Annotated in this window: 23 protein-coding genes; 9 read left to right on the top strand and 14 right to left on the bottom strand. The window is 63.5% G+C overall.

The window, feature by feature from the left end; translation table 11 throughout:
- The first annotated feature begins 31 nt into the window (after positions 1 to 31).
- The gene (locus ATN38_RS12495) at positions 32 to 1,135 is read left to right on the top strand and encodes a branched-chain amino acid aminotransferase (protein ID WP_003941766.1); all 1,104 of its coding nucleotides are present in this window, start codon (positions 32 to 34) and stop codon (positions 1,133 to 1,135) included.
- On the opposite strand, the gene ATN38_RS12490 is transcribed toward ATN38_RS12495, so the two are convergent.
- The 6 genes from ATN38_RS12490 to ATN38_RS12465 form a co-directional block, all read right to left on the bottom strand.
- Positions 1,129 to 1,950 carry a dienelactone hydrolase family protein gene (locus ATN38_RS12490; protein ID WP_007730045.1) on the bottom strand — a complete coding sequence of 274 codons (822 nt, stop codon included), beginning with the start codon at positions 1,948 to 1,950 and terminating at the stop codon, positions 1,129 to 1,131. The genes ATN38_RS12495 and ATN38_RS12490 overlap by 7 nt on opposite strands.
- 123 nt (positions 1,951 to 2,073) lie before the next feature.
- Positions 2,074 to 3,048 (bottom strand): GlxA family transcriptional regulator, encoded by a 975-nt coding sequence (locus tag ATN38_RS12485; RefSeq protein WP_007730047.1) that lies wholly within the window; start codon positions 3,046 to 3,048, stop codon positions 2,074 to 2,076.
- A gap of 9 nt (positions 3,049 to 3,057) precedes the next feature.
- Entirely contained in the window at positions 3,058 to 3,825 is a 768-nt protein-coding gene (locus tag ATN38_RS12480; protein ID WP_007730048.1) for an adenosylcobinamide-GDP ribazoletransferase, read from the bottom strand.
- 2 nt (positions 3,826 to 3,827) lie between these two features.
- Complete coding sequence (gene cobT / locus ATN38_RS12475; protein WP_047270132.1) at positions 3,828 to 4,973, bottom strand: nicotinate-nucleotide--dimethylbenzimidazole phosphoribosyltransferase; 1,146 nt, start codon at positions 4,971 to 4,973, stop codon at positions 3,828 to 3,830.
- Positions 4,974 to 4,996: 23 nt separating this feature from the next.
- On the bottom strand, positions 4,997 to 5,584 hold the full coding sequence (gene cobU, locus ATN38_RS12470) for a bifunctional adenosylcobinamide kinase/adenosylcobinamide-phosphate guanylyltransferase (protein ID WP_257216599.1): 588 nt from the start codon (positions 5,582 to 5,584) through the stop codon (positions 4,997 to 4,999).
- A gap of 2 nt (positions 5,585 to 5,586) precedes the next feature.
- Entirely contained in the window at positions 5,587 to 6,243 is a 657-nt protein-coding gene (locus tag ATN38_RS12465) for a DUF3043 domain-containing protein (RefSeq protein ID WP_007730051.1), read from the bottom strand.
- A 134-nt stretch (positions 6,244 to 6,377) separates the two neighbouring features.
- On the opposite strand from ATN38_RS12465, the gene ATN38_RS12460 reads away from it, so the two are divergent.
- From ATN38_RS12460 to ATN38_RS12450, 3 genes are all read left to right on the top strand, one after another.
- The gene (locus ATN38_RS12460) at positions 6,378 to 7,445 is read left to right on the top strand and encodes a glycerate kinase (protein ID WP_050655816.1); all 1,068 of its coding nucleotides are present in this window, start codon (positions 6,378 to 6,380) and stop codon (positions 7,443 to 7,445) included.
- Between the two features lie 150 nt (positions 7,446 to 7,595).
- Positions 7,596 to 7,946, top strand: a complete 351-nt coding sequence (locus ATN38_RS12455) for an iron-sulfur cluster assembly accessory protein (RefSeq protein WP_007730053.1) — start codon at positions 7,596 to 7,598, stop codon at positions 7,944 to 7,946.
- 196 nt (positions 7,947 to 8,142) lie between these two features.
- Positions 8,143 to 9,120, top strand: a complete 978-nt coding sequence (locus tag ATN38_RS12450) for a carbohydrate kinase family protein (protein WP_003941700.1) — start codon at positions 8,143 to 8,145, stop codon at positions 9,118 to 9,120.
- Between the two features lie 63 nt (positions 9,121 to 9,183).
- Here the strand turns inward: ATN38_RS12450 and asnB are convergent, their stop codons facing one another.
- On the bottom strand, positions 9,184 to 11,109 hold the full coding sequence (gene asnB / locus ATN38_RS12445) for an asparagine synthase (glutamine-hydrolyzing) (RefSeq protein WP_065352590.1): 1,926 nt from the start codon (positions 11,107 to 11,109) through the stop codon (positions 9,184 to 9,186).
- A gap of 319 nt (positions 11,110 to 11,428) precedes the next feature.
- On the opposite strand from asnB, the gene ATN38_RS12440 reads away from it, so the two are divergent.
- Positions 11,429 to 12,493, top strand: a complete 1,065-nt coding sequence (locus ATN38_RS12440; RefSeq protein ID WP_030537048.1) for a cytochrome c oxidase subunit II — start codon at positions 11,429 to 11,431, stop codon at positions 12,491 to 12,493.
- A 39-nt stretch (positions 12,494 to 12,532) separates the two neighbouring features.
- Positions 12,533 to 12,949, top strand: a complete 417-nt coding sequence (locus ATN38_RS12435) for a cytochrome c oxidase subunit 4 (protein ID WP_003941723.1) — start codon at positions 12,533 to 12,535, stop codon at positions 12,947 to 12,949.
- A gap of 109 nt (positions 12,950 to 13,058) precedes the next feature.
- On the opposite strand, the gene ATN38_RS12430 is transcribed toward ATN38_RS12435, so the two are convergent.
- The gene (locus ATN38_RS12430; RefSeq protein ID WP_065352589.1) at positions 13,059 to 13,448 is read right to left on the bottom strand and encodes a DUF3224 domain-containing protein; all 390 of its coding nucleotides are present in this window, start codon (positions 13,446 to 13,448) and stop codon (positions 13,059 to 13,061) included.
- Between the two features lie 66 nt (positions 13,449 to 13,514).
- Between ATN38_RS12430 and ATN38_RS12425 the strand changes: the two genes are divergently transcribed.
- Positions 13,515 to 13,811: an antibiotic biosynthesis monooxygenase gene (locus ATN38_RS12425; RefSeq protein ID WP_218748058.1), complete on the top strand. Its 297-nt coding sequence runs from the start codon at positions 13,515 to 13,517 to the stop codon at positions 13,809 to 13,811.
- Positions 13,812 to 13,960: 149 nt separating this feature from the next.
- On the opposite strand, the gene ATN38_RS12420 is transcribed toward ATN38_RS12425, so the two are convergent.
- From ATN38_RS12420 to ATN38_RS12405, 4 genes are all read right to left on the bottom strand, one after another.
- Positions 13,961 to 15,565 carry a cytochrome bc complex cytochrome b subunit gene (locus ATN38_RS12420; RefSeq protein ID WP_007730057.1) on the bottom strand — a complete coding sequence of 535 codons (1,605 nt, stop codon included), beginning with the start codon at positions 15,563 to 15,565 and terminating at the stop codon, positions 13,961 to 13,963.
- 59 nt (positions 15,566 to 15,624) lie between these two features.
- A complete protein-coding gene (locus tag ATN38_RS12415) occupies positions 15,625 to 16,767 on the bottom strand; it encodes a ubiquinol-cytochrome c reductase iron-sulfur subunit (RefSeq protein ID WP_007730058.1) in 1,143 nt (380 codons plus the stop codon).
- Positions 16,764 to 17,615, bottom strand: a complete 852-nt coding sequence (locus tag ATN38_RS12410) for a cytochrome c (protein WP_003941682.1) — start codon at positions 17,613 to 17,615, stop codon at positions 16,764 to 16,766. Before ATN38_RS12410 ends, ATN38_RS12415 begins: the two co-directional genes overlap by 4 nt.
- A gap of 64 nt (positions 17,616 to 17,679) precedes the next feature.
- The gene (locus ATN38_RS12405; protein WP_007730060.1) at positions 17,680 to 18,291 is read right to left on the bottom strand and encodes a heme-copper oxidase subunit III; all 612 of its coding nucleotides are present in this window, start codon (positions 18,289 to 18,291) and stop codon (positions 17,680 to 17,682) included.
- A gap of 127 nt (positions 18,292 to 18,418) precedes the next feature.
- Here ATN38_RS12405 and ATN38_RS12400 point away from each other — a divergent pair, with 127 nt between their 5' ends.
- Positions 18,419 to 18,907, top strand: a complete 489-nt coding sequence (locus ATN38_RS12400; protein ID WP_042453564.1) for a hypothetical protein — start codon at positions 18,419 to 18,421, stop codon at positions 18,905 to 18,907.
- Between the two features lie 126 nt (positions 18,908 to 19,033).
- Positions 19,034 to 20,125: an anthranilate phosphoribosyltransferase gene (gene trpD / locus ATN38_RS12395; protein WP_003941751.1), complete on the top strand. Its 1,092-nt coding sequence runs from the start codon at positions 19,034 to 19,036 to the stop codon at positions 20,123 to 20,125.
- A gap of 8 nt (positions 20,126 to 20,133) precedes the next feature.
- Here trpD and ATN38_RS12390 read toward each other — a convergent pair whose 3' ends face one another.
- Positions 20,134 to 20,409, bottom strand: coding sequence for an Lrp/AsnC family transcriptional regulator (locus ATN38_RS12390; RefSeq protein WP_003941677.1), 276 nt, complete (start codon positions 20,407 to 20,409; stop codon positions 20,134 to 20,136).
- Positions 20,410 to 20,487: 78 nt separating this feature from the next.
- Positions 20,488 to 22,170: a DEDD exonuclease domain-containing protein gene (locus ATN38_RS12385; protein ID WP_374104619.1), complete on the bottom strand. Its 1,683-nt coding sequence runs from the start codon at positions 22,168 to 22,170 to the stop codon at positions 20,488 to 20,490.
- Between the last annotated feature and the right edge of the window lie 64 nt (positions 22,171 to 22,234).

Here is a 22,234-nt window from a genome sequence, read left to right as displayed (position 1 = left end):
GAGCTTTTTCACGTTCGATAGGATTGCGCCCATGACAGGTGCCGCCGATTTCGTTCGTGTTCAGAGCTCGTCCCCGAAGTCCGACGCCGAGCGCCGTGACATTTTGGCGGCGCCCGGCTTCGGGCGGCACTTCACCGACCACATGGTCTCGATCGACTACACCGCGGGCAAGGGCTGGCACGACGCCCAGGTGTTGCCGTACGGAAACATCGAGCTCGATCCGGCCGCAATGGTTTTGCACTACGGACAGGCCATCTTCGAGGGCCTCAAGGCATACCGTCAGCCGGGTGGCGAGATCAGCTCGTTCCGCGTCGAGGCCAACGCCGAGCGTTTCGCGGCATCTGCGCGCCGTCTGGCCATGCCGGAGCTCCCGTCGCAGATGTTCATCGATTCCATCACCGAACTGATCGACGTCGATCTCGACTGGGTTCCCGCAGCCGGTGGCGAGGACGCGCTCTACCTCCGTCCGTTCATGTTCTCCACCGAAGCCGGACTCGGTGTCCGTCCCGCCGACGAGTACCGCTACCTGCTGATCGCCTCGCCTGCCGGTGCGTACTTCCCGCGCGGCGTCAAGCCGGTCAGTGTGTGGCTGTCCACCGAATACGTTCGCGCGGCCCCCGGTGGTACCGGCGCGGCCAAGTTCGCCGGCAACTACGCCGCTTCACTCCTCGCCCAGGCGCAAGCCGCCGACGAGGGTTGCGACCAGGTGGTCTGGCTCGACGCCATCGAGCGCACGTACGTCGAGGAAATGGGTGGAATGAACCTGTTCTTCGTCTTCGGCTCGGGCCCCGACGCTCGCCTCGTGACGCCGTCGCTGTCCGGTTCGTTGTTGCCAGGCATCACGCGCAACTCGTTGCTTGCCCTTGCCGCCGATTCCGGTTTCGCCGTCGAGGAGCGCAAGATCAGCACCGACGAATGGCGCACCAAGTGCAAGAGCGGTGAAATCACCGAGGTCTTCGCTTGCGGCACAGCAGCAGTCATCACCCCCGTCGGACGCGTCAAGTCCGCCGAGGGCGAGTTCACCATCGCCGACGGCGAGCCGGGTGAGGTGACGATGGCACTGCGCGACACCCTCACGGGTATCCAGCGCGGAACCTTCGCCGACACCCACGGCTGGATGACGAAACTTCACTGATCGCTGGTTCGTTCCGCGAGCAATCGCTCCCGGAAGAACTGCAGAATCTCGTCTCGTGCGACGGTGGTGGGCGATCCCGCCTCGTCGACGAGATGAGCCGTCACCACGCTGTGTGGATTGGCAATGACGTGTTCGAAGAACGGCGACGTTGTCGCGTTGGCCGCTTCGTCGGGTAGTACCTTCCCGACGAAGCGCTCGCCCAAGGCCTTCGAATAGGCGGCGAATCGTTGTGCGCGGCAGAACGAGTCACCTCGAAAGCGGTATGCAAGCACCGTGAGGTCTTCGGCCTCGAGTCTCGAGCGCACGGCTTCGAGTTCTTCGGGCCCGCTGTCGGTTTCGTCCGGTCGATCGAGCGGTAACGACGGTTGGGCGAGAACCGGCGCGATGACCGAGGGTTCGAGCATCATCGACAACGCGAAGTTACCGGTGAAGCACATTCCGATCACGCCGACGCCAGGTCCGCCGCTCTCCTCATGGGCGGAAGCGGCGAGTGAACGCAGCCAACGGACCGCCGGACTCGGTTCATCGGCAGCGAGGGCGCGGAATTCTGCACTGACGCAGGCTCTCTTGAATACCGTCAGCCCCTCGTTCACTGTGGGGACCGCGCCGTCGTGCCCGAACAGTGACGGAACGAAGACAGTGAAACCGGCGTCGCGCACCCAGCGGGCGAATCGCGCTACATGCGGGCTGATGCCCGGCATCTCCGGCATGACGATTACTGCGGGACCGGTGCCGGCCACGTACACGGACTTCGCCACTGCGTCGATGGTGATCGTTCGACGGTCGAAGTCTTCGAGCGGATCGTCTTCGGTCATGCTCCGGTTCGGCACGGTGAGCCCTCTCAGTAGTCGAAACAATTCCTCTGCACAGTCTTTCGGCGCGGGATCGACTACAGAAGAGGGCGGTTCGCCATGTTTTCGGGCGGGCTCGCCTCGCACCTATCCGGCGCCGCCGTTGCGGAATCGCTTTCGGTAGTCGGCCGGGCTGATGCCGACGCGGTCGGTGAACAGGCGACGGAAGGTTCCAGGATCCTGATAGCCGATGTGCCCCAGGATCTTTCCGAGAGGCCAGTCGGTCGATTCCAACAACCGTTTCGCTTTTCGGATCCGTGCACGCTGCAGATAACTGCGCGGCGATTCCCCGGTCTCGTCCTTGAACTTCCGAAGCATGGTTCGGGTGCTGAGGTGAAAAGCACTCGACAGCAGATCCAAGTCGTAAGGTTCCGCCATCCGTTCGACCAGCCACCTTCCGACGTCGTCGGCAAACTGTGTGTGTTTGGCGGGCAGCATCGAGTCGAGGATGTACGGTGCTTGACTGGTTCGGTTTTCGGGCGCCAGCGTAATTCTTGCGGTCGTACGCGCAATCTTGTCGCCGAGATGCTCGCGCACGAGTGCTGTTGCGAGGTCGAGCGCGGCGGTGAACGCAGCAGTGGTGGTGACGCCGTCGTCCTGGACGATCAACGAGTCGGTTCGAACCGTCGCACCGGGGTAACGACTCGCGAGGTCCGCACCGTACAGCCACGACGTCGTACATCGGCGTCCGTCGAGCAGTCCCGCCTCGCCCAGCAGATACGCGCCGACGCAGACCGACGACACCCGAACGCCGTGCGCCTCGCACGCACGGATGAACTCGATTTCTCCCTCCCACAGCGACAAGCGCGTCGCAGGGTCTTCGGACGGCACGAGTTCGAACCCCGGCACAACCAGGTGATCGATGTCGTGATGCCCCTCCTGCACGCCGAGCGAAAATCCACCTGCCGCAACGACGGGCGTGCCGGACGCTGCGATGACCGATACCTCGAAGGGGTCGGCGGGCGCTCCATCAGCGACCCGATTCGCGATCAGGAGAAGGTCGGTGAAAACGAAGATCTCGGCCGCGAGGCAACCTTCGTACGCAAGGACACCTACTCGCACGACGTCGGATCACAGTCCGAGAGTGAGGCCGACGGCCGTAAGCGTCGCGGTGAGTTCGAGTGCGAATCCGAGAACGTCTCCGTTGAGTCCGCCGAATCTACGGACGCAGTGACGCACGCACAGCACACTGATCACCAGCGCCGACGCGGTCACGAGAGGGCCGAGCCACCACCGGTCGGTGGCAAAGCCGGAAGCGGCGATCAGTGGAACCGACCACACGATTGCGGCCCACAGCGGTTGTGAATCGGCGACGAGCGCACCGAATCCGCTCGGGCTCGACGCGAGAATACCTCGGCGGCAGGCAAAAACGACGGCCACACGACCCGCAGCGACAGATACGAGAACGGCGATCCACTGCGTGGGGGAGTCGGCAACAGCGAGGACGCCGAAGGAGACCGATTGCAGCCCAAGGAAGATGAACAGTGCCGCGACCCCGAACGGTCCGGCACCGCCGCTGTGCATGACCTCGCGGGCGCGCTCCGGTGGACCGTAACAACCCAGTCCGTCGACGGAGTCTGCCAGTCCGTCCACGTGCATCCCGCGTGTCCCGAGAGCGAGCGCACCTACCGTCAGCAAGCCTGCGAGATAGGGATTCAGGCCGATACTGGTTGTGCCCCAGAGCAGAAACGTCGCGGCAATGCCGAGAGCGATCCCGGTGAGCGGAGCTGCCGCGATGGCGCGACGGCCGGCAGTTCGGTCGATGTCGGAGGGACCACGAACCGGAAGGACCGTCAGCCACGAGAAGGCCAGTGGCACTCCGGACAGCGGGCCCGCCACGCTCACTCCGCCGTATCGGTCTTGGTCAGGTCGATCGACTCGGGTTCGTCGACAGGTGCGCTGCCCTGAGTGCTGACACCGGCTTCGGAGAATGTCGCCATCTTGCCCAGGATTGCCACTGCGCCCTGAAGAATCGGGAGAGCGGTGACTGCGCCTGAACCTTCACCGAGACGCATGTCGAACTCGACGATCGGGTCGAGACCCATGCGGGTCAATGCGATGGTGTGGGCGGGTTCGGTGGAGCGGTGTCCGGCGACCCACCATTCACGTGCGCCGAAAGCCAGTTCGTCGGCAACCATGGCGGCTGCGGTGACCACTACGCCGTCGAGGATCACCGGCGTGCGACGCGAAGCTGCCTGGGCCAGAAAGCCGGCCATCGCGGCGAGGTCGGCACCCGAAGACGTGCGCAGCAGCGCGACTGTGTCGCGAACGTGCGGACGGGCACGCCGGAGAGCGTCGCGAATCGCTGCGGTCTTGCGGATCCATCCGGCGTCGTCGATACCGGTACCTCGACCCACGACCGCGACGGGTTCACTGTCCGTGAGTGCGGCGATGAGTACGGTTGCGGGCGTCGTATTGCCGATGCCCATGTCGCCGGCGATGAGAAGATCTGCGCCCCCGTCGATTTCCTCGTCCGCGATCGCTCGGCCGGCGGCGATGGCCTGAAGGGTTTCCTCGTTCGACATGGCGTCTTCGCGGTCGATGGACCCGGAAGACCTGCGTACCTTGTGGTTCGAGACGGACGGATCGGTATCGCCGTCCACTGCGATGTCGACGACGCGTACCGTGGCGCCGGCAACCTCGGCGAGGACGTTGACCGCCGCGCCGCCCCCGAGGAAGTTGGCGACCATCTGTGCGGTCACTTCCGGCGGATAGGCGGAGACGCCGTTGCGGGCGATTCCGTGATCACCCGCGAACACGACGACGCGAGGCCGAGCGAAAGCGTGTGGGGGACAAACTCCTTGGCAGGCTGATGCCCAGCCGGCGAGAGCCTCCAGTCGGCCCAGCGAACCGGCCGGCTTGGTCAGATCACGCTGACGCGCATCGGCCTGCGCTCGCACCTCGCGGTCGGGCGGGGTGACGGGTTCGAAGTCGGCGCTACTGACTGGCGCGACGTCAGGGTTGGCATCTGGATTCGCCCCTGAAATGGCCCCTGGATTGGCCTCGGTACTCACATCGTGCCTTCCGGTTGTGCAGCAGTATCTTTCAAGATGAGCGGTAACCCTGCAACCACTAGTACGACACGATCGCACACCCCGGCGATACGAGCGTTGAGAGTGCCGATCTCGTCGCGGAACAATCGTCCGGACCGCGTCTCGGGGATGACGGCCAAACCCACTTCGGGGCTGACCAGCACCAGGTGTCCGCGATAGTTCTCGACACTGGCGACCAGGCTGTCCGCAGCGGGAGTGACGGTGCCGCGCGGAGCGTCCCAGGCGCCTTGCCGATCGAGTTCCGCGGTCAGCCACGTTCCCAGATCGTCGACCAACGTCGCTGTGTGTGAATCGCTTTCGAGCTGCGCCGCGAGATCGCCGGCATCTGCGGTTTCGACCGTCGACCAATGGGAGGGCCGTCTGTTGCGGTGCTGGTCGATCCGGCTCTCCCAGTCTGCGTCGGAGACATCACGTCTGGCTGTCGCCAGGTACCGGACCGGTGCCGAACTTTCGGGTAAGTGGCCTGCACAAACCAAATCCTCGGCGTGCGCGGACTTACCAGACCGCGCGCCGCCGAGGACCAAAGTTCTATACGTGTTCGTCACGCTCAGATTGCGTCGCCCGGCCCCACACGAGGCTTCGGTGCGCGCAGCTTACGGATCTGCGACGCGCGAACGAACGCGTACCAGCCGAGCTTGAATCCGCCGTCGGTGCTGTCGGGGAAGCGCTCGGCGACGCGGTTGTTGATCATGCGACCGAGCCAGATGCCTTCACCGACCATGAAGAGCATCATCACGAGCATTGCCAGCGTGACGATCTGCTGGAGTGCGGGCGTGACGAACATCGTCATGATGAGGATCAATGCGAGCGGCATGAACAGCCCGACGAGGTTGCGGCGAGCGTCGATGAAGTCACGGACGTAGGCGCGAACCGGTCCCTTGTCGCGGGGGAGCAGGTACTTGTCCTCGCCGGCGAGCATGCGGGCGCGGCGGTCTGCCGACGATGCGCGACGCTCGGCGGCTTCGGCCTTGCGGTCCTCCTTGGAGCCGCGGGTCGCCTTACGGCGGGCGCGGGCTTCCTTCGCGGTCAGCGGGGCAGGGGCAACGGGGCCACGCCTCTTCGCCTCGGCGTCACGACGCTTGGGTGTGGGGCGGCCCTTGCCCACCTGCTCGATGGGCGCCTCTTCGGAGGCCGAGGATGCCTCAGTGCCCTCGACGTCACGTTTGTCGGAGTTGTCTGAGTCACCGCGGCGTAGCAATTTCACACCTCCAGGCTATTGGATAAGTGCACGGTCTGGGAAACCGACCTCGGTCTTTCTGAAAAACCCGATCGCCCGAGGCACTGAAACGCGCGAGATCGTGAAACATCGGGGTCATTCGGGACTCTTAGACTTCGGCTATGCGGGTAATAGTTGCTCCAGATTCGTTCGGTGAGACGTTGACGGCCGTGGAGGCGGCTGAGTCCATTTCTGCCGGTTGGCGACGTGGCCGACCCGAAGACGACGTTGTCACCGCGCCACAATCCGACGGTGGGCCGGGTTTCGTCGACGTCTTGGCCACGGCTGGGGGCGACATCCGGACTGCACGGGTGTCCGGGCCTTTGACCGCCGCCGTCGACGCCACGTGGCTGTTCGATTCGGACACGGCGTACATCGAGTCCGCCGAGGCCGTCGGGCTCGGCCTGCTCGGAGGTCCGCCGACGCGGGACACTGCACTCGCCGCGCACAGTCTCGGTGTGGGAGAGCTGATCGCTGTCGCGCTCGAGGCAGGCGTGAAGACGGTTGTCGTCGGACTCGGTGGGAGTTGCTGCACCGACGGGGGACGTGGACTGGTGGAGGCGCTGGGCGGCCTGGAGGTTGCAGCGGCGGCTACGGCAGGCACTCAGTTGTTCGCCGCCACCGACGTCGAACACGTACTTCTCGGCGAGCACGGTGCGGCAGCGGTGTTCGGCCCGCAAAAGGGTGCCGACGCCGAAGCCGTCGCTGTCCTCGAAGCGCGGAACGCGAGATGGGCCGAACAGTTGGAGTCCGTCACCGGAAAACGAGTGTCGAATTTTCCGGGTGCCGGCGCCGCGGGTGGTATCGGTGCCGCGCTCTTTGCGCTCGGTGCACAGCGGCGATCCGGGGCCGACGTCGTCGCGGATCGCACCGGACAAGCCGCGCTACTGGCTTCCGCTGACCTGGTGATCACGGGCGAAGGCAAGTTCGACCACCAATCTCTGCGCGGCAAACTCGTCACAACGCTCGCTTCGGCGGGGGCAGCACACGGCGTTCCGACGCTCGTCTTTGCCGGCCAGGTGACGCTCGACGAGGCGGACTATGCGTCGACCTCGATAGTCGCGGCGAAGTCGGTGACGGATTTCGCCGGGTCGGTGGAACGTGCGATGGAGGAAGCGTCGGCGTGTCTCGAGGGACTCGCCGAACACACGGCACGCGAGTGGAACATCTGGCGCGGCGTCCGGAGCTGAGGATCCACAAGCGTCGACGCGCCGTTGCCGTGTCGGGAAGACCGGATAGGATGAAGACGAATCGCACCCGGTAAAGGACTGGCGGGAATAAGTCGGCAGCGGCGTACCGTTGAAGCGTTCACGGGTTGGTACGAACATTAGGGAGAGCCCATGACTGTGCAGAACGAGACCGCCACCCACGGCGTCAAGATGACCGAGGCCGCGTCCGCCAAGGCGAAGGCACTCTTCGATCAGGAGGGTCGCGACGACCTCGCGCTGCGTATTGCAGTGCAGCCCGGCGGCTGTGCCGGACTGAAGTACCAGCTGTTCTTCGACGACCGCACGCTCGACGGTGACCTCACTGTCGACTTCAACGGCGTCAATCTGGTTGTCGACCGGATGAGCGCGCCGTACGTCGAAGGTGCGTCCATCGACTTCCTCGACACCATCGAGCAGCAGGGCTTCTCGATCGACAACCCCAATGCAACAGGCTCCTGCGCCTGCGGTGACTCGTTCAACTGAGTCTGTCGATCACAACTCAATTCACGAACAACTGACGCGGAACCGACATTCGGTTTCGCGTCAGTTGTTTGTGGTGACTCGTACGTAGACCGTTCCGATCCGACAGCTCGGACGCCGATGACGGCGCTACGGGCGGTAACGTGAACTTTTGCTCCTCTTTCATTCTTGTACTCACTTCGCTGAAAGGCCACGATCCGTGACTATTGCGGTAACCGGTTCCATCGCCACCGACCACTTGATGCGCTTCCCCGGCCGCTTCGCCGATCAGCTCCTCGCCGATCAGCTCGCCCACGTTTCGCTGAGTTTCCTGGTCGACGATCTCGTGATTCGCCGCGGTGGTGTCGGCGGCAACATCGCTTACGCCATGGGCGTGCTCGGTGGGTCCCCGCTACTCGTCGGCGCAGTCGGTGCCGACTTCGCCGAGTACCGCACGTGGCTCGAGGACAACGGCGTCGACTGCAGCGCGGTCCGTATCTCGGACAAGGCACATACGGCGCGTTTCGTGTGCACCACCGACGAGGACATGGCGCAGATCGCGTCGTTCTACCCCGGTGCGATGAGCGAGGCTCGCGAGATCGAACTCGCGGCAGTGGCCAAGACTGCAGGCGCAGTCGAGTTGGTGCTGATCGGCGCCAACGACCCCGAGGCCATGGTTCGCCATACCGACGAATGCCGTCTGCTCGGGATTCCGTTCGCAGCGGATCCGTCGCAGCAGCTTGCCCGCCTGTCCGGTGACGAGGCCAAGGCGCTCATTCACGGCGCGAAGTACTTGTTCACCAACGAGTACGAGTGGGGTCTTCTTCAGCAGAAGACTGGTCTGAGCGAGGAAGAGATCCGCGCGCAGGTCGGCATCCGTGTCACCACCCTCGGCTCCAAGGGTGTGGAAATTGTTGACGCCGAAGGCAATTGGGTGCGCGTCGACGTAGTGCCCGAGACCGGCAAGGTGGATCCGACGGGCGTTGGCGACGGCTTCCGCGCCGGGTTCCTGCTCGCACACGGCGCCGGTCTGAGCTTCGAGCGTGCTGCACAGTTGGGATCTTTGGTCGCTGTGTTGATTCTCGAGACCGTGGGAACGCAGGAGTGGGTGTTCAATCGCGACGAGGCACTCAAGCGCCTTACCGACGCATACGGCAGCGCGGCAGCGGACGAGATCGCGACGATCCTGCCGAAGTAGGGCTCCGCCCCGTGAGTGGTTGAGGAGTTCGGAGACTCCCTAACCGCTCACGGGGCCGAAGGCCTAGATATTGACCGGGTACACCGGTTCCTGGATCTGCGGCACGATGCGCTTCTCCACGAAGATTCCGTGCCAGACCATGAAGGTCAGGACGGTCCACAGGCGTCGGCTGTGGTCGGACACGCCCTCGCGGTGATCGTTGAGCATCTTCACGACGGCCTGCTTGTCGAAGATGTGGTCGGTTCCCGACTCTTCGATCTGCAGATGTGCCCAGTCGAAGAGTTCGGTGCCGCGCAGCCAATGGCGCAGGGGAACCGGGAATCCGAGCTTCGCGCGGTGCAGAACATGGTGCGGCACAATGCCTTCCAGGGCCTGGCGCAGTGCGTACTTGGTCGTGTCCTTCGTGATCTTCTGATCGAGCGGTACGCGTGACGCGACGTCGAAGACCTCGGGATCGAGGAACGGCACACGCAGTTCCAGCGAGTTGGCCATCGTCATCTTGTCTGCCTTGACGAGGATGTCGCCGCGCAGCCAGGTGAACAGGTCGAGATGCTGCATCCGCGCAACCGGATCCCAGTCCCGTGACTGCGCGTAGATCGGCGCAGTGACGTCCTGGTGAGTCCACTCGGGGCGGAAATCGCGCAGGACGGCGCGGAGATGAGCGTCGTTGAAGCTACGAGCATTTCCGTAGTAGCGCTCCTCGAGCGTCAAGGAACCGCGGTTGAGCAGACTCTTGCCGCGAGTGCCGTCCGGGATGCGTTCGGACAACTTGCCGGCAGCCCGACGCAGTCCCTTGGGGAGGTACTCGAAAGGCTTGAGCGACAACGGCTCACGGTAGATCGTGTAGCCGCCGAACAGCTCGTCGGCACCCTCGCCGGACAGCACGACCTTGACGTGCTTGCGCGCTTCCTTCGCGATGAACCACAGCGGAATCAATGCCGGATCGGCTACCGGGTCGTCGAGGTACCAGACGATCTCGGGAATGGCAGCGGCGAACTCGGCGGGGGAGACCACCTTGACGACGTGCTTCGCGCCGATCGCTGCGGCAGATTCTGCAGCGACGTCGACCTCGGAATAGCCCTCACGTTCGAAACCGGTCGTGAAGGTGATCAGGTTGGGGTTGTGGCGCATCGCCAGCGCCGCGATCGCCGTGGAGTCGATACCACCGGACAAGAACGAACCGACGGTGACGTCGGCGCGCATGTGCTTGGCGACCGAATCCTCGAGTGCCTCGGCGATTTCCTGGTAGCGCGCCTTCTCGGTGCCAGGTGCAAAAGGCTTGGCCGGGAACTTCGGCGTGAAATACCGCGTGAACGTGGGCTCCTCGCCCGGACGCACCCGGGCGAAGCTGCCCGACTCCAGGCGTCGGATCTGCTTGTGCAGTGTTTCCGGCTCCGGTACGTACTGCAGAACGGTGTAGTGCTCGATGGCACGCGGATCCAGCTCGGTACCGATGCCGATCAGATCGGTGAGTTCGAGCAGGCTCTTCTTCTCGCTGCCGAACGCGGTGCCGCCGTCGCCGGTCGCGATGAACAGCGGCTTGATCCCGAACGGATCGCGCGCGATGAACAGCTCGCGTGTGTCGGTGTCCCAGATCGCGAACGCGAACATTCCGCGCAGGCGCCGGACCGCGTCCTCACCCCAGTAGTGGAATGCAGCGACGATGGCCTCGGAGTCGCCCTCGGTGAAGAACTTGGCGTCGTGGTCCTTGACCAGTTCGGCGCGGATCTCCAAGTAGTTGTAGATCTCGCCGTTGAACGTGAGCGCATAACGCTCCGGGTTCTCCGGTGGGCCCCAACGCAGCGGCTGGTGGGAATGAGCGATGTCGATGATCGCCAGGCGGTTGAACCCGAAGACGAGGTGATCGTCGTTCCACGTCCCGTGTTCGTCCGGCCCGCGGTGACGAAGGCAATGCATCGCCTGGTCGACCCGCGAGACGGCGTCCTCGCTGGTTCCGCCAGATGTCAGTAGCCCGAGCAGTCCACACACAGCGTCCGGTTCCTCGATTCAGAATTTTTGTACAGAAGGCTCCCGGACACGAGTGTCGGGGAGAGGTCAACGAACTCTTGACGAAAGTATGCCGCAGATCGACGTCCCTGCCGATCGCGGCGGAACGAATCGACGTGATGTGCGTCGCCGAAACGACCTGAGCCGTTCCTGAGCAGCACCTGAGAGAGCTGTGTGACGTCCGCCGCGACACGGGCGAGGACCCGAGGATGGATAGCGCCCGGCTTTGGTCTACGCTGCGTAGTAATTGGGCCTTCCCTCCGGGCATGCCCTAGTTGAATTTTGTGGCGATCAGGAAGGCGTGAACGTGGCGCAAGGTCGGATCCTTCGGCGAGCGGGGCTGGCAGTATCTCTGGGCATTGCTGCCTTGCTGCTGTCGGGTTGCTCCATCGACAACGAAGTGCTTCGTTTCGGGTGGCCTTCGGGCATCACCCCGGAGGCGACGCGCATGCGTGAGCTGTGGACGTGGTCGGTTGTAGCCGCCCTCGTCATGGGTGTGCTGGTGTGGGGGCTGGTCTTCTGGGCCGTCATCTTCCACCGCAAGAAGAAGGACTCGCCGGAATTCCCGCGTCAGACGGCATACAACGTGCCGCTCGAACTCGGTTACACGGCAGTTCCCTTCGTCATCATCGCGGTTCTCTTCTACTTCACCGTCATCGTTCAGAACCATGTTCTGGACAAGACGGACAATCCTGACGTCGTCGTAGACGTCACGGCCTTCCAGTGGAACTGGAAGTTCGGCTACCGCTCCATCGAGTTCGGTGACGGCTCCGCCAAGTACAACGGAATCGACGTCGAGGCCGAAGAGGCTGCAAAGACCGAGGGCTCCACCGTGAACGAACACGGGGAAGAAGTCCCCGGCCCGATCCACGGCAACAGCACCGAGGACCTGAGCTACCTGCACTACGACAAGATCGAGACCGTCGGCTCCAGCCAGGAGATCCCGATCCTCGTTCTGCCCACCGGCAAGCGGATCCAGTTCGAACTTGCTTCCTCGGACGTCATCCACGCTTTCTGGGTGCCTGAGTTCCTGTTCAAGCGCGACGTTCTCCCGAACCCCAAGGAGAACCACTCGGACAACATCTTCCAGATCAGTGAGATCGAGAAGGAAGGCGCGTTCGTCGGGCGTTGTGCAGAAATGTGTGGCACGTTCCACGCGATGATGAACTTCGAGGTTCGTGCGGTTTCGCCCGAGGACTTCGCCAAGTACATCGAACTGCGCAAGGGTGACGCGGAGGGCAAGGGTGGTCTGACGACCGCCGAGGCTCTGCAGGCAATCGGTCAGTCGCCGGTGGCTACGTCGACCACGCCGTTCAACACCGACCGCGAGTACCGTCAGGCAACCGTCGCCACTGCAGGCAACTGAGCCGGCCAGCCTCTTCACTGAACAAGGACAAGTGCTGATATGAAGATCGAAGCCAAGCTCTTCGAGATCCTGACGATGTTCTTCATTCTCGTCGCGATCATCTACGGAGTGTTCACCGCTCTGTCACGCACAGGTATCGAGTGGGCCGGACTGACGGCCATCGTCCTGTCTGCAGGTCTGACGCTCATCGTGGGTACCTACTTCCGCTTCGTCGCCCGTCGTCTGGACACCCGTCCCGAGGACTACGACGACGCTGAAATCTCGGATGGTGCAGGAGAACTGGGCTTCTTCAGCCCGGGTAGCTTCTGGCCGATCCTGCTTGCCGCTGCTGCTGCACTCGCGGCAGTGTCGCTGGCGTACTTCCAGCCGTGGCTCATCGCAGTCGCAGTTGTCTGTGTGCTCGCCGCAGCCGCAGGCCTGGTGTTCGAGTACTACACCGGACCCGAGAAGCACTAGTTTCACCCGCACTCGAACAGAGGCGCCGCACCCACCCGGGTACGGCGCCTCTGTTGTCGTTTATGTGAGTTTCGGTGGTAGGAGGGTGCCTGTCAACAGCCGCTCTCTGTCAATCGTGGAGCGAGTATTCGAGGTCGTAGCGGTGCAGACCGTCGACGACCTCGAGCTCGAGAGTGCCTGAGATGCCCTTCAACTCGCCGGTTCCGGACCCCGGCACGATCTCGTACAGAAGCTTCTGCGTTCCGTCGATCATCTGACCGAACTGCTGCAGGGCGAACGATCCCACAGCTTCGTCGACCTGCCCCGTGACAAACTCCAAAGCGATATAGCCCGCTGCACCGGCTGTCGGATCGCCCGCGGACAGCATCAGGCCGGACGACGTGCCTTCGACGCCGCCGATGAACGTCTTGTCGAACTCGAAGCGTCCGACGCGTCCGGAGAGCTCAGGATCGGCGGGGCGAAGATCGATCTCGAAGGTGCCGCGTGCATGAGATGTCATGGTCCGAGTATCTCACCAGGCGACAACGCCTCGAGGGGACTCCCGAGAACGTGCAACACTCGGTAGATGATTCTCGAATATGCCGTCCTGCAGGTCGATCCGTCGCAGTCAGCGCAATTCGAGGCCGCATTCGACGTGGCCCGAACCATCATCTCCGAGGTTCCCGGATTCATCAGGCTGCGGCTCTCGCACTGCCTGGAATCACCGGAGCGATATCTCCTGCTGGTCGAGTGGGAAGACGTGGAGTCACACACCATCGGGTTCCGTAAGTCGCCAGGATACGAGAAGTGGCGAGAACTTCTCCATCACTTCTACGAGCCGTTCCCGACGGTGGAGCACTATTCGACTGTGCTCGAGGTCTAGCAAAGCGTAGTGCCTGCTGTTGTCGGCGCTCAGACGACGAACCGGGGGAGTGGTGCCCACTTGGAGGTTGTCCATACTGAATCGCTCAGAGAACGAGTGAGGCCCCGAACCGGAATCCGGTTCGGGGCCTCACTGGTCAACTGACGTTCTTAGTGGAGTTCTCCACTGGAACCATCGGACTTGCCGTTGGTTCGGTTCTGGTAGTCCAGAAGGATCTGAAGCTGCTCGTGCTCAGCTTCGTGATGAGCGGCTTCGAGAGCCTCGCTCTCCTCGACTGGGTCAGCGGTGATCAGGCTACCGCTACCGGGCTTGCCGGCGAGGCCGAGCTTGTTCATCTTCTTCGGGACAGCAGCACCCTGGTACTCGAGCGGGATCGGGTGTCCGTGCTCGTCGACGGGGCCGAGCGGCTGGTGGATCTCGATGTACTGGCCGTTCGGCATCCGCTTGATGATGCCGGTCTCGATGCCGTGTTCGAGGACTGCACGGTCACTGCGCTGCAGGCCGATGCAGAACCGGTACGTCACGAAGTACGCGATGGGCGGAAGGATGACCATGCCGATACGGCCGATCCACGTCATTGCGTTCAGCGAGATGTGCAGGTGGTACGCGATGATGTCGTTGATGCAGGAGATCGTGAGCACCAGGTAGAACGCGATGGACATCGCACCGATAGCGGTACGGACCGGCACGTCGCGCGGGCGCTGCAGGATGTTGTGGTGAGCGTCGTCTCCGGTGAGACGCTTCTCGATCCACGGGTACGCGATCAACAGTGCGAAGACGAGGCCCATGATCAGGGCGACGGCGAACACTGCAGGGATCGTGTACCGGTTGAACAGGTAGATCTCCCACGCCGGCCACAGTCGAGCAAGGCCGTCCGTCCACATCATGTAGATATCGGGCTGGGAACCTGCCGAGACCTGTGACGGGTTGTACGGACCGATGTTCCACACGGGGTTGATCTGGAACAGACCACCGAGCAGTGCGAGCACGCCGAAGGTCATGGCGAAGAACGCGCCACCCTTCATCGCGAAGACCGGGAGGATGCGGACGCCGACGACGTTCTGTTCCGTACGGCCGGGGCCGGGGAACTGCGTGTGCTTCTGGTACCAGACCAACGCGAGGTGGCCGGCGATCAGAGCAAGGATGATGCCCGGGAACAGCAGCACGTGAGCGACGTAGAGACGCGGGATGATGAGGTCGCCGGGGAAATCGCCGTCGAAGATCAGCCAGTGCATCCAGGTACCGACGATCGGGATACTCATCGTGATACCACCGAAGGCGGCGCGGAGGCCGGTGCCCGAGAGCAGGTCGTCGGGGATGGTGTAACCGAAGAAGCCTTCGAACATCGCCAGGATGAGCAGCAGGCAGCCTATGACCCAGTTCGCTTCACGTGGGCGACGGAAGGCGCCGGTGAAGAAGATGCGAGCGAGGTGAACGATGATCGACGCCGCGAACATCAGTGCAGCCCAGTGGTGAATCTGGCGAACGAAGAGACCGCCGCGCACCTCGAAGGAGATGTTCAGGGTCGTCTCGTAGGCGCGAGACATCGTGACACCGCGAAGCGGCTGGTATGCGCCCTGGTAGACGACGTGTGCCATCGACGGATCGAAGAACAGCGTCAGGAACACACCGGAGATCAGCAGGATCACGAAGCTGTAGAGCGCGATCTCGCCGAGCATGAAGGACCAGTGCGTCGGGAAGACCTTGTTGATCTGCCGGCGCATGCCTGCGGCGAGGTGGTAGCGGGAGTCCATAGCCTCCGCTTGTCCAGCCGCTGCCGCGCTGATCTTGGACGGTTTGGTTGTTGTTGTGGTCACGGTCGACGCTCCCAAAATGCCGGGCCGAGTGCTTCGATGAAGTCACCGTCGGCGACCAGGAAGCCCTCTTCGTTCACTGTAATAGGCAACTGCGGAAGTGCGCGAGCAGCGGGACCGAAGATCGGCTTGCCGTAGGTCAGTGCGTCGAACTGCGACTGGTGGCAGGGGCACAGAATACGGTTGCTCTGCTGTTCGTAGAGCGAGGTGGGGCAACCCAGGTGGGTGCAGATCTTCGAGTAGGCGAAGTAATCGCCGTAGTTGAAGCTTTCCTGGCCCTTACGCTTGGTGACACGCGCGGTGTCTTCCGTGCGGAGGCGGATGAGCATCACCGAGTTACGAATGCCGCGCAGTGCTGCGAGCAGAGCGTGCTCGTCGCCACGGTCGGACTCGCGGAACGGGAAGACCGTTTCCATCGAACCGGCATCGAGATCTTCCGGGCGAACGAGGACGATGTCCTCGGGACGGCCGGTGTCACGACGCAGGTAGATGGTCTCGCCCGGGTAGTTCGGGGTCCAGCCGGACACCCACAGAGGTGAGTCGTCGCCCTTGGCCCACGGGTTCTTGATGAGTCCGCCGAGGGGCATGACCATCATGACGCCGAGTGCGCCGCCGCCGAACATCAAGCTGCGCTTGATGGCCTTGCGGCGGGGGAGGGTGGACGTCTCGAGGGTGTCGCCGAGCTCGGCGACGATCGTGCGACGATCGACCTCGGTGGAACCACCGTCGTGGCGGTCCTGGATCGAGACCTCTTCGGGGATGAACTTCTTCGTGAACTGAACGGCACCGATGCCGACGCCGAGGATCGCCAGACCCATGGTCAAGCCGATCAGCGGGGTGTACAGGCTGTACTTGCCGTAGTTCTCGTCACCGGCGCCTGCGTACTCCCAGGGCCAGAACAGGTAGATCGCGATGAACGCGATCGCCGAAACGCCGGCGAGGCCGAACCAGAAGGCGACGTTGCGCTCGGCGCGCTTTTCCGCCCTGGTGCCCTTTACCGACCAACGATCACGGCGGTAGACGACATCGACGCCATCGAGATTGGTACCCAGCTTGACCAGGTCGTCGCGTGACATCGCGTCGAGCTCTTCATCTGTGTACTTCTTAGGCGTATCGCCGCCATGCTGGCCAGCGTCGCTCATGACCTTGCTCCGATCCACAATGCTGCACCGACGACAGCGATGATTCCGACGGCCCACATGGCGAGACCCTCAGAGGCCGGACCGAGGCCACCGAGCCCGTACCCACCGGGGTCCTTCGACTCGCCCGACGACTTGACGTAGGCGATGATGTCCTTCTTCTCCTCGATCGTCAGCTGACGATCCGAGAACTTCGGCATGTTCTGGGGACCGGTAACCATGGCAGCGTAGATCTGCTGCTCGCTGGCCGGATCCAGGACCGGGGCGTACTTGCCCGAGGACAGTGCGCCACCGCGGCCGGTGAAGTTGTGGCACGACGCGCAGTTGAGCCGGAAGAGCTCACTGCCGCGTCCGACGTCGCCACCGCGCAGCGAGGACTGGGCGATTTCGCCGTTCTCGTCGCGGATGAGCGTCGGGCCGCCGCCGTTGGCCTGGATGAAAGCGCCGAGGGCGTCGGTCTGCGCAGCATCGAACTTGGGGTCCTTGCGTGCAGCCTGGGCCTCGTTGCGAGCTGCCGGCATACGACCAGAGGAGACCTGGAAGTACACGGCTGCTTCGCCGACGCCGATGAGGCTGGGACCGCGGTCCTGCACGCCCTGCAAGTTCGCGCCGTGGCACGTGATGCATGACGTGTCGTACAGCTGCTTGCCTTCACGAATCAGGGCTGCTGAATCGTCACTGGCGGTCGCAACCTGCGGAGCTGGTGTCAACGCCGAAGCGAGGAAACCTGCGCTGATCAATCCCATCATCAATACGAGCGCGCCAGTGACGCGCCGGCGGATTTTCCGCTGGCGACGCGACTTCGCGGCATTCGCTGAGTTATCGGATGCGGGAGGGGGGGATGAACTCATCTGTATCCCTTTGGTATGTCGGGACGGAACTGGACGTCAGGGGCTGCCTGGGGCGTACAGCTGATTAACGGATGAAATAAATCGTGGCAAACAGCGCGATCCACACGATGTCGACAAAGTGCCAGTAGTACGAAACAACGATCGCGGCGGTGGCCTGGGCGGGCGTGAACTTGCTGACCCGGGTACGTGCGATCAAGAAGACGAAGGCGATGAGACCGCCGATGACGTGCAGACCGTGGAAGCCGGTGGTCATGTAGAACACCGAGCCGTACACGCTGCTCGAAATCGTGGTGCCCTCGTGCACGAGGTGGTAGTACTCGTAACCCTGGCCGGCGACGAAGAACGCCCCCATGACCAAGGTGATGGTGTACCAGCGACGAAGTCCGAAGACGTCGCCACGCTCAGCCGCGAAGACACCCATCTGGCAGGTGAACGAAGATGCGATAAGCACCAAGGTCACCGGCACGGCCAGATAAAGGTTCAATTCGGTTGGCTCCGGCGGCCAATTTCCGTTCGCCTGAGCTCGTGCCACGAAGTACATGGCAAAGAGCCCTGCGAAGAACATGAGCTCACTTGACAACCACACGATGGTGCCAACGCTGACCATATTCGGCCGGTTCAGCGAGTGCACGCGTTGGGTGATTGCCGATCCTGAAGTCCCTACTGCGCTCGTCACAGACAGAAGTATGACGCTTCGTCGTAAGAGACGACCACTCGGGTCCACCATCGGCGCGTCGCTCGGCTCGAGTTCGCGGGATCGGGCGGCGAACGCGCTGGTGGCGTGGTCGGAATATGCTGGCGCGATGGCAGCTACACACAAGAGTAGACCGTGGTTCCTGAGAATTTTCGGCACGAAGATTCCGACACCGCTCGATGCAGGGCGGTCGGATCTGGTCGTCGTTGCCGAAGGCTTCGACGACGCCGAGGCGAGCTCGACGGCTCTCGAACGTGCCGCCTCCACCGAGCCGGAGTTCAGGGCGGAGTCCGAAGTGGTTCTGCGGCATCATCTCGACCTCCCGGAGGGCTCGGTAGCCGATGCCGAGAGCATCGTCGCCCAGGACGGATATGTGCGAGGCTCGAGTCGGCCCGAGGACGTGACTCCGGTGGTCGAGAATTCGGTTCGCGTCGTCTTCGAGCGTGTCCAGGTGCTTGATGCCCTGCATTGCTCCCAGGAGCGGTCACGAATGGCCGGTCTGGCGCAGCGACTCGGTGGTTCGGTCGCCGGGTGGGACGCGCTCCAGCCCCCGATACTTGTGGAGGCGCCGCCCAAACGCGGTCGCAGAAAGTCCTGAGCGGCCCTATTCGGTTTCCTCGTTACCTCACTGACTAGGCTGCGAGGGTCATCGGCAGCACAAAATGGCAGCGCGAAACGACAGCTCGAAATCCAGCCCACTTGAACGACAGGGGACCAAGGCACTATGGCCGGCACCGACGCATCCAACGCCGTGAACGTCGATTCGAGTGCAGTGGTGCGGTCCTGGCCGATGATTCTCGGTTTGCTCACGGACGGCAGTGACTTGTCGGAAGCCGACAGTCGCTGGGCTATGGGCGAGATCATGTCGGACAACGCCACCTCCGCTCAGATCGCTGCTTTCGGGGTCGGTCTGAAGATGAAGGGAGAAACCCCCGCGGAGTTGGAAGGGCTCGCCGCCGCGATGCTCGAACACTCCAGGCGCGTGCCGGTCGATTCCGACGTCGTCGACATCGTCGGCACGGGTGGTGACCGCTCCAACACGGTGAACATCTCGACGATGGCCTCGATCGTGGTTGCCGCGTCCGGTGTGCGAGTTGTCAAGCACGGCAACCGCGCTGCTTCGTCCAAGAGCGGTGGCGCCGACGTTCTCGAGGCGCTCGGCGTTCGCATCAACCTCGGGCCGGAGCAGGTTGCGAGGTGCGTCGAAGAGGTCGGCATCGGCTTTTGTTTCGCGCCGGTCTTCCATCCCGCACTGCGCTTTGCGGCGGTGCCTCGCAAGGAAATCGGCATTCCGACGGCATTCAACGTGCTCGGTCCACTGACCAATCCGGCTCGTCCGCGTGCCGGGCTGATCGGGTGCGCATTTCCGAAACTGATCTCGGTCGTCGCGGGAGTCCTTGCGCAGCGCGGCAATTCGGCGTTGGTGGTACGGGGAGACGACGGACTGGACGAACTGACCACATCGACGACGTCGACGGTTCACATCGTCGGCGGTGGAAGTGTGCGAACTGTCACGCTGGATCCGCGTGACCTCGGAATCGACCGCGTTCCTCTCGAAGAGTTGCGTGGAGGCGACGCCGAAATCAACGCCACCGTCGCCAGAACGCTGCTTTCCGGGCAGAAGGGGCCGGTCCGGGACGCGGTCCTGCTGAACGCGGGAGCAGCCATCGCGGCATTCAACGGTGTCGGCGACGATCTCGAGAGTGCGATCTCTGCCGGGATGACTGCAGCCGCTGCCGCGATCGACAGCGGCGCGGGCGCTGAACTGCTTCACAAGTGGGCGGCGCTCACCGCCGAGCTGGCCGACCAAGCCTGATCGAGGGGCTATTCACCCAGCGAGAAACCGGCCTCGACGTCTGCGCTGGAGAATGACTGGAACGCAATGTGTGTGGCGGTTCGGAGAACGCCGGGCACCTTGTTGATTCCTCCGGTGACCACGTCGGCGATCTGGGCGTGGTCACGCACTTTCACGATGGCGATCAAATCGACGTCACCTGCGCACGAGTAGACCTCGGTCACTCCGGACAGGTCGGCGACGGCCTGCGCGGTTTCCGGGATCCGAGCGGACTCGGCGTGAATCATGACGATGGCGTTGATCATTTCTCTCCTCGATTTCCCTGCGGGTTGTGATGACCCGGTGGTTTCGATCGAGCTTAGGGGTGCCGCCCCGCCGTTACGTCATCGATGTTCGGATTCGGTTCCGGCTCGGGCGAGTCGGCACCAGGCTTCCCACTTGCCGGCGCCGCTCACAGGTTCGACGTATCCGGATGTCGCCGACACGATTCGGACACCGTCCGACGAGAGCCACCTTGCGATCAGTCCCAGTTCTTCGGGTGACGCGCCGCGGAACGGGGCGTCGTCCGGTAGGACGGTTTCGGCCGCCGCGGTGATGGCGTCGACGACGGGCATCGGGTGAGTCCCACGTCTGGCGAGCCCGGCGGACGCGAGACGCCCGGACCGGATCACCGACAGCTCCCAGCCGCCGTCTCCGGTGGGGCGGGCGAGAACGAGTTGTTCGATCGCCGCGACTGCAGCGAGTCGCTGAGTGCGCCGCACTGCGGTGGCGACTGCGACCGTTCGGTCACGCAGACGAGCAGCATTCTCGAACAACGCGTGTGCGGACAGCTCGTCGATCCGGGCCTGCATCTGTTGGAGGGGAGCGTCGTTGGTTCCTCGGAAGAATCCACGCACGGCCTCAGGGGCGGCCGCGTAGTCCTCTGCGTTGATTTCCGGGGTCCAGGAGGCTGGACACGCCCCCAGTTCGCGAGCGGGGCAGTCAGGGCCGTGAACGGCGCCGCGTCCGAGACGCTTGGTACACGTGCGCAGACGACTGAACTCTGCGACGGTGTCGGCGACGTCGACTGCGTCGCCGCGAGAGGTGAACGGGCCGATCGAATCGGCCGTGGGCGTGCGAACCACGGACAGTCTCGGAAACGCCTCGTCGGTGAGGGTGATCCACCAACCTCGCTTGGGAAACTTGGAGCGACGGTTGTACGGCGGCGCATGCGCGCTCAGCAGTCGTAGTTCACGCACCCCGGCCTCGAGAGAGTGCGCGCACTCGACATGGTCCACGCGGGTGGCCAGCGCGACCATTTCCTTCATCCGGCCGCGGGTCTCCGAACCGGTGAAGTAGTTGCGGACGCGGCGTCGAAGGTCGGTAGCAGTTCCTATGTAGAGGGCTTCGTCGGAAGGACCGCGGAAAAGGTAGACACCGGGGCTTCGCGGCAGGTTTGCGGCGAAGGACCGTTTGGCCCGTTGATGCGAGGAAATGTTGGGCAGGTAGTCGACTAGTTCGCTGTAACTGTGGACACCCTGGTTTCCGACCCTGTCGATCAGTCCGTGGAGGACGTCGACGGTCGCACGCGCGTCGTCGAGAGCCCGGTGCGTCGGCTGGGTGGTCACTTGGAAGAGATGGGCGAGTGCGGAGAGCTTCACCGAAGGTGCTTCGTCGCGTGTGAGTACGCGCCGGGCGAGTTTGACGGTGCACAGGACACGGAACGCAGGCCACGGGCGCGCGCTGCGTGACGCCGCTGCTTTGAGGAAACCGATGTCGAACGGCGCGTTGTGTGCCACCAGCACCGCGCCCTCGGCGAACTCGAGAAATGCAGGCAGGACACGTTCGATGGGAGGTGCGCCGATCAGCATGGCCGTGGTGATTCCGGTCAGTTCGACTATGTAGGGCGGAATCGACCGGCCGGGGTCGACGAGTGTTGCCATTTCGCCCAGTACCTCGCCGCCGCGGATCTTGACGGCGCCGATCTCGGTGATGGAGTCCTGGTCGGCGCTGCCCCCTGTGGTCTCGAGGTCGACGACGACAAATGTTGTCTCGCTCAGCGGTGTGTCCAGTTCGTCGAAGCTCAGTTGCCGCCCGACGTCGAACTTCTCCCCGTCGGAGAACGGGGGCGGAGACGGAAATTCTCGGGCC

It is taken from the genome of Rhodococcus sp. FH8, from assembly GCF_019266085.1.
Taxonomy (GTDB): domain Bacteria; phylum Actinomycetota; class Actinomycetes; order Mycobacteriales; family Mycobacteriaceae; genus Rhodococcus_F; species Rhodococcus_F qingshengii.
This window is presented reverse-complemented; position numbering and strand designations above follow the sequence as displayed.

Excerpts from the sequence above, each read along its gene's own strand:
- ATN38_RS12410 (WP_003941682.1), bottom strand. The coding sequence starts at position 17,615 with ATGAGTTCATCCCCCCCTCCCGCATCCGATAACTCAGCGAATGCCGCG.
- trpD (WP_003941751.1), top strand. The coding sequence starts at position 19,034 with ATGGCCGGCACCGACGCATCCAACGCCGTGAACGTCGATTCGAGTGCA.
- ATN38_RS12430 (WP_065352589.1), bottom strand. The coding sequence starts at position 13,448 with ATGACATCTCATGCACGCGGCACCTTCGAGATCGATCTTCGCCCCGCC.
- ATN38_RS12425 (WP_218748058.1), top strand. The coding sequence starts at position 13,515 with ATGATTCTCGAATATGCCGTCCTGCAGGTCGATCCGTCGCAGTCAGCG.
- ATN38_RS12490 (WP_007730045.1), bottom strand. The coding sequence starts at position 1,950 with ATGACCGAAGACGATCCGCTCGAAGACTTCGACCGTCGAACGATCACC.
- ATN38_RS12435 (WP_003941723.1), top strand. The coding sequence starts at position 12,533 with ATGAAGATCGAAGCCAAGCTCTTCGAGATCCTGACGATGTTCTTCATT.
- ATN38_RS12455 (WP_007730053.1), top strand. The coding sequence starts at position 7,596 with ATGACTGTGCAGAACGAGACCGCCACCCACGGCGTCAAGATGACCGAG.
- ATN38_RS12460 (WP_050655816.1), top strand. The coding sequence starts at position 6,378 with ATGCGGGTAATAGTTGCTCCAGATTCGTTCGGTGAGACGTTGACGGCC.
- ATN38_RS12415 (WP_007730058.1), bottom strand. The coding sequence starts at position 16,767 with ATGAGCGACGCTGGCCAGCATGGCGGCGATACGCCTAAGAAGTACACA.
- ATN38_RS12400 (WP_042453564.1), top strand. The coding sequence starts at position 18,419 with ATGGCAGCTACACACAAGAGTAGACCGTGGTTCCTGAGAATTTTCGGC.
- ATN38_RS12495 (WP_003941766.1), top strand. The coding sequence starts at position 32 with ATGACAGGTGCCGCCGATTTCGTTCGTGTTCAGAGCTCGTCCCCGAAG.
- ATN38_RS12390 (WP_003941677.1), bottom strand. The coding sequence starts at position 20,409 with ATGATCAACGCCATCGTCATGATTCACGCCGAGTCCGCTCGGATCCCG.
- ATN38_RS12420 (WP_007730057.1), bottom strand. The coding sequence starts at position 15,565 with ATGGACTCCCGCTACCACCTCGCCGCAGGCATGCGCCGGCAGATCAAC.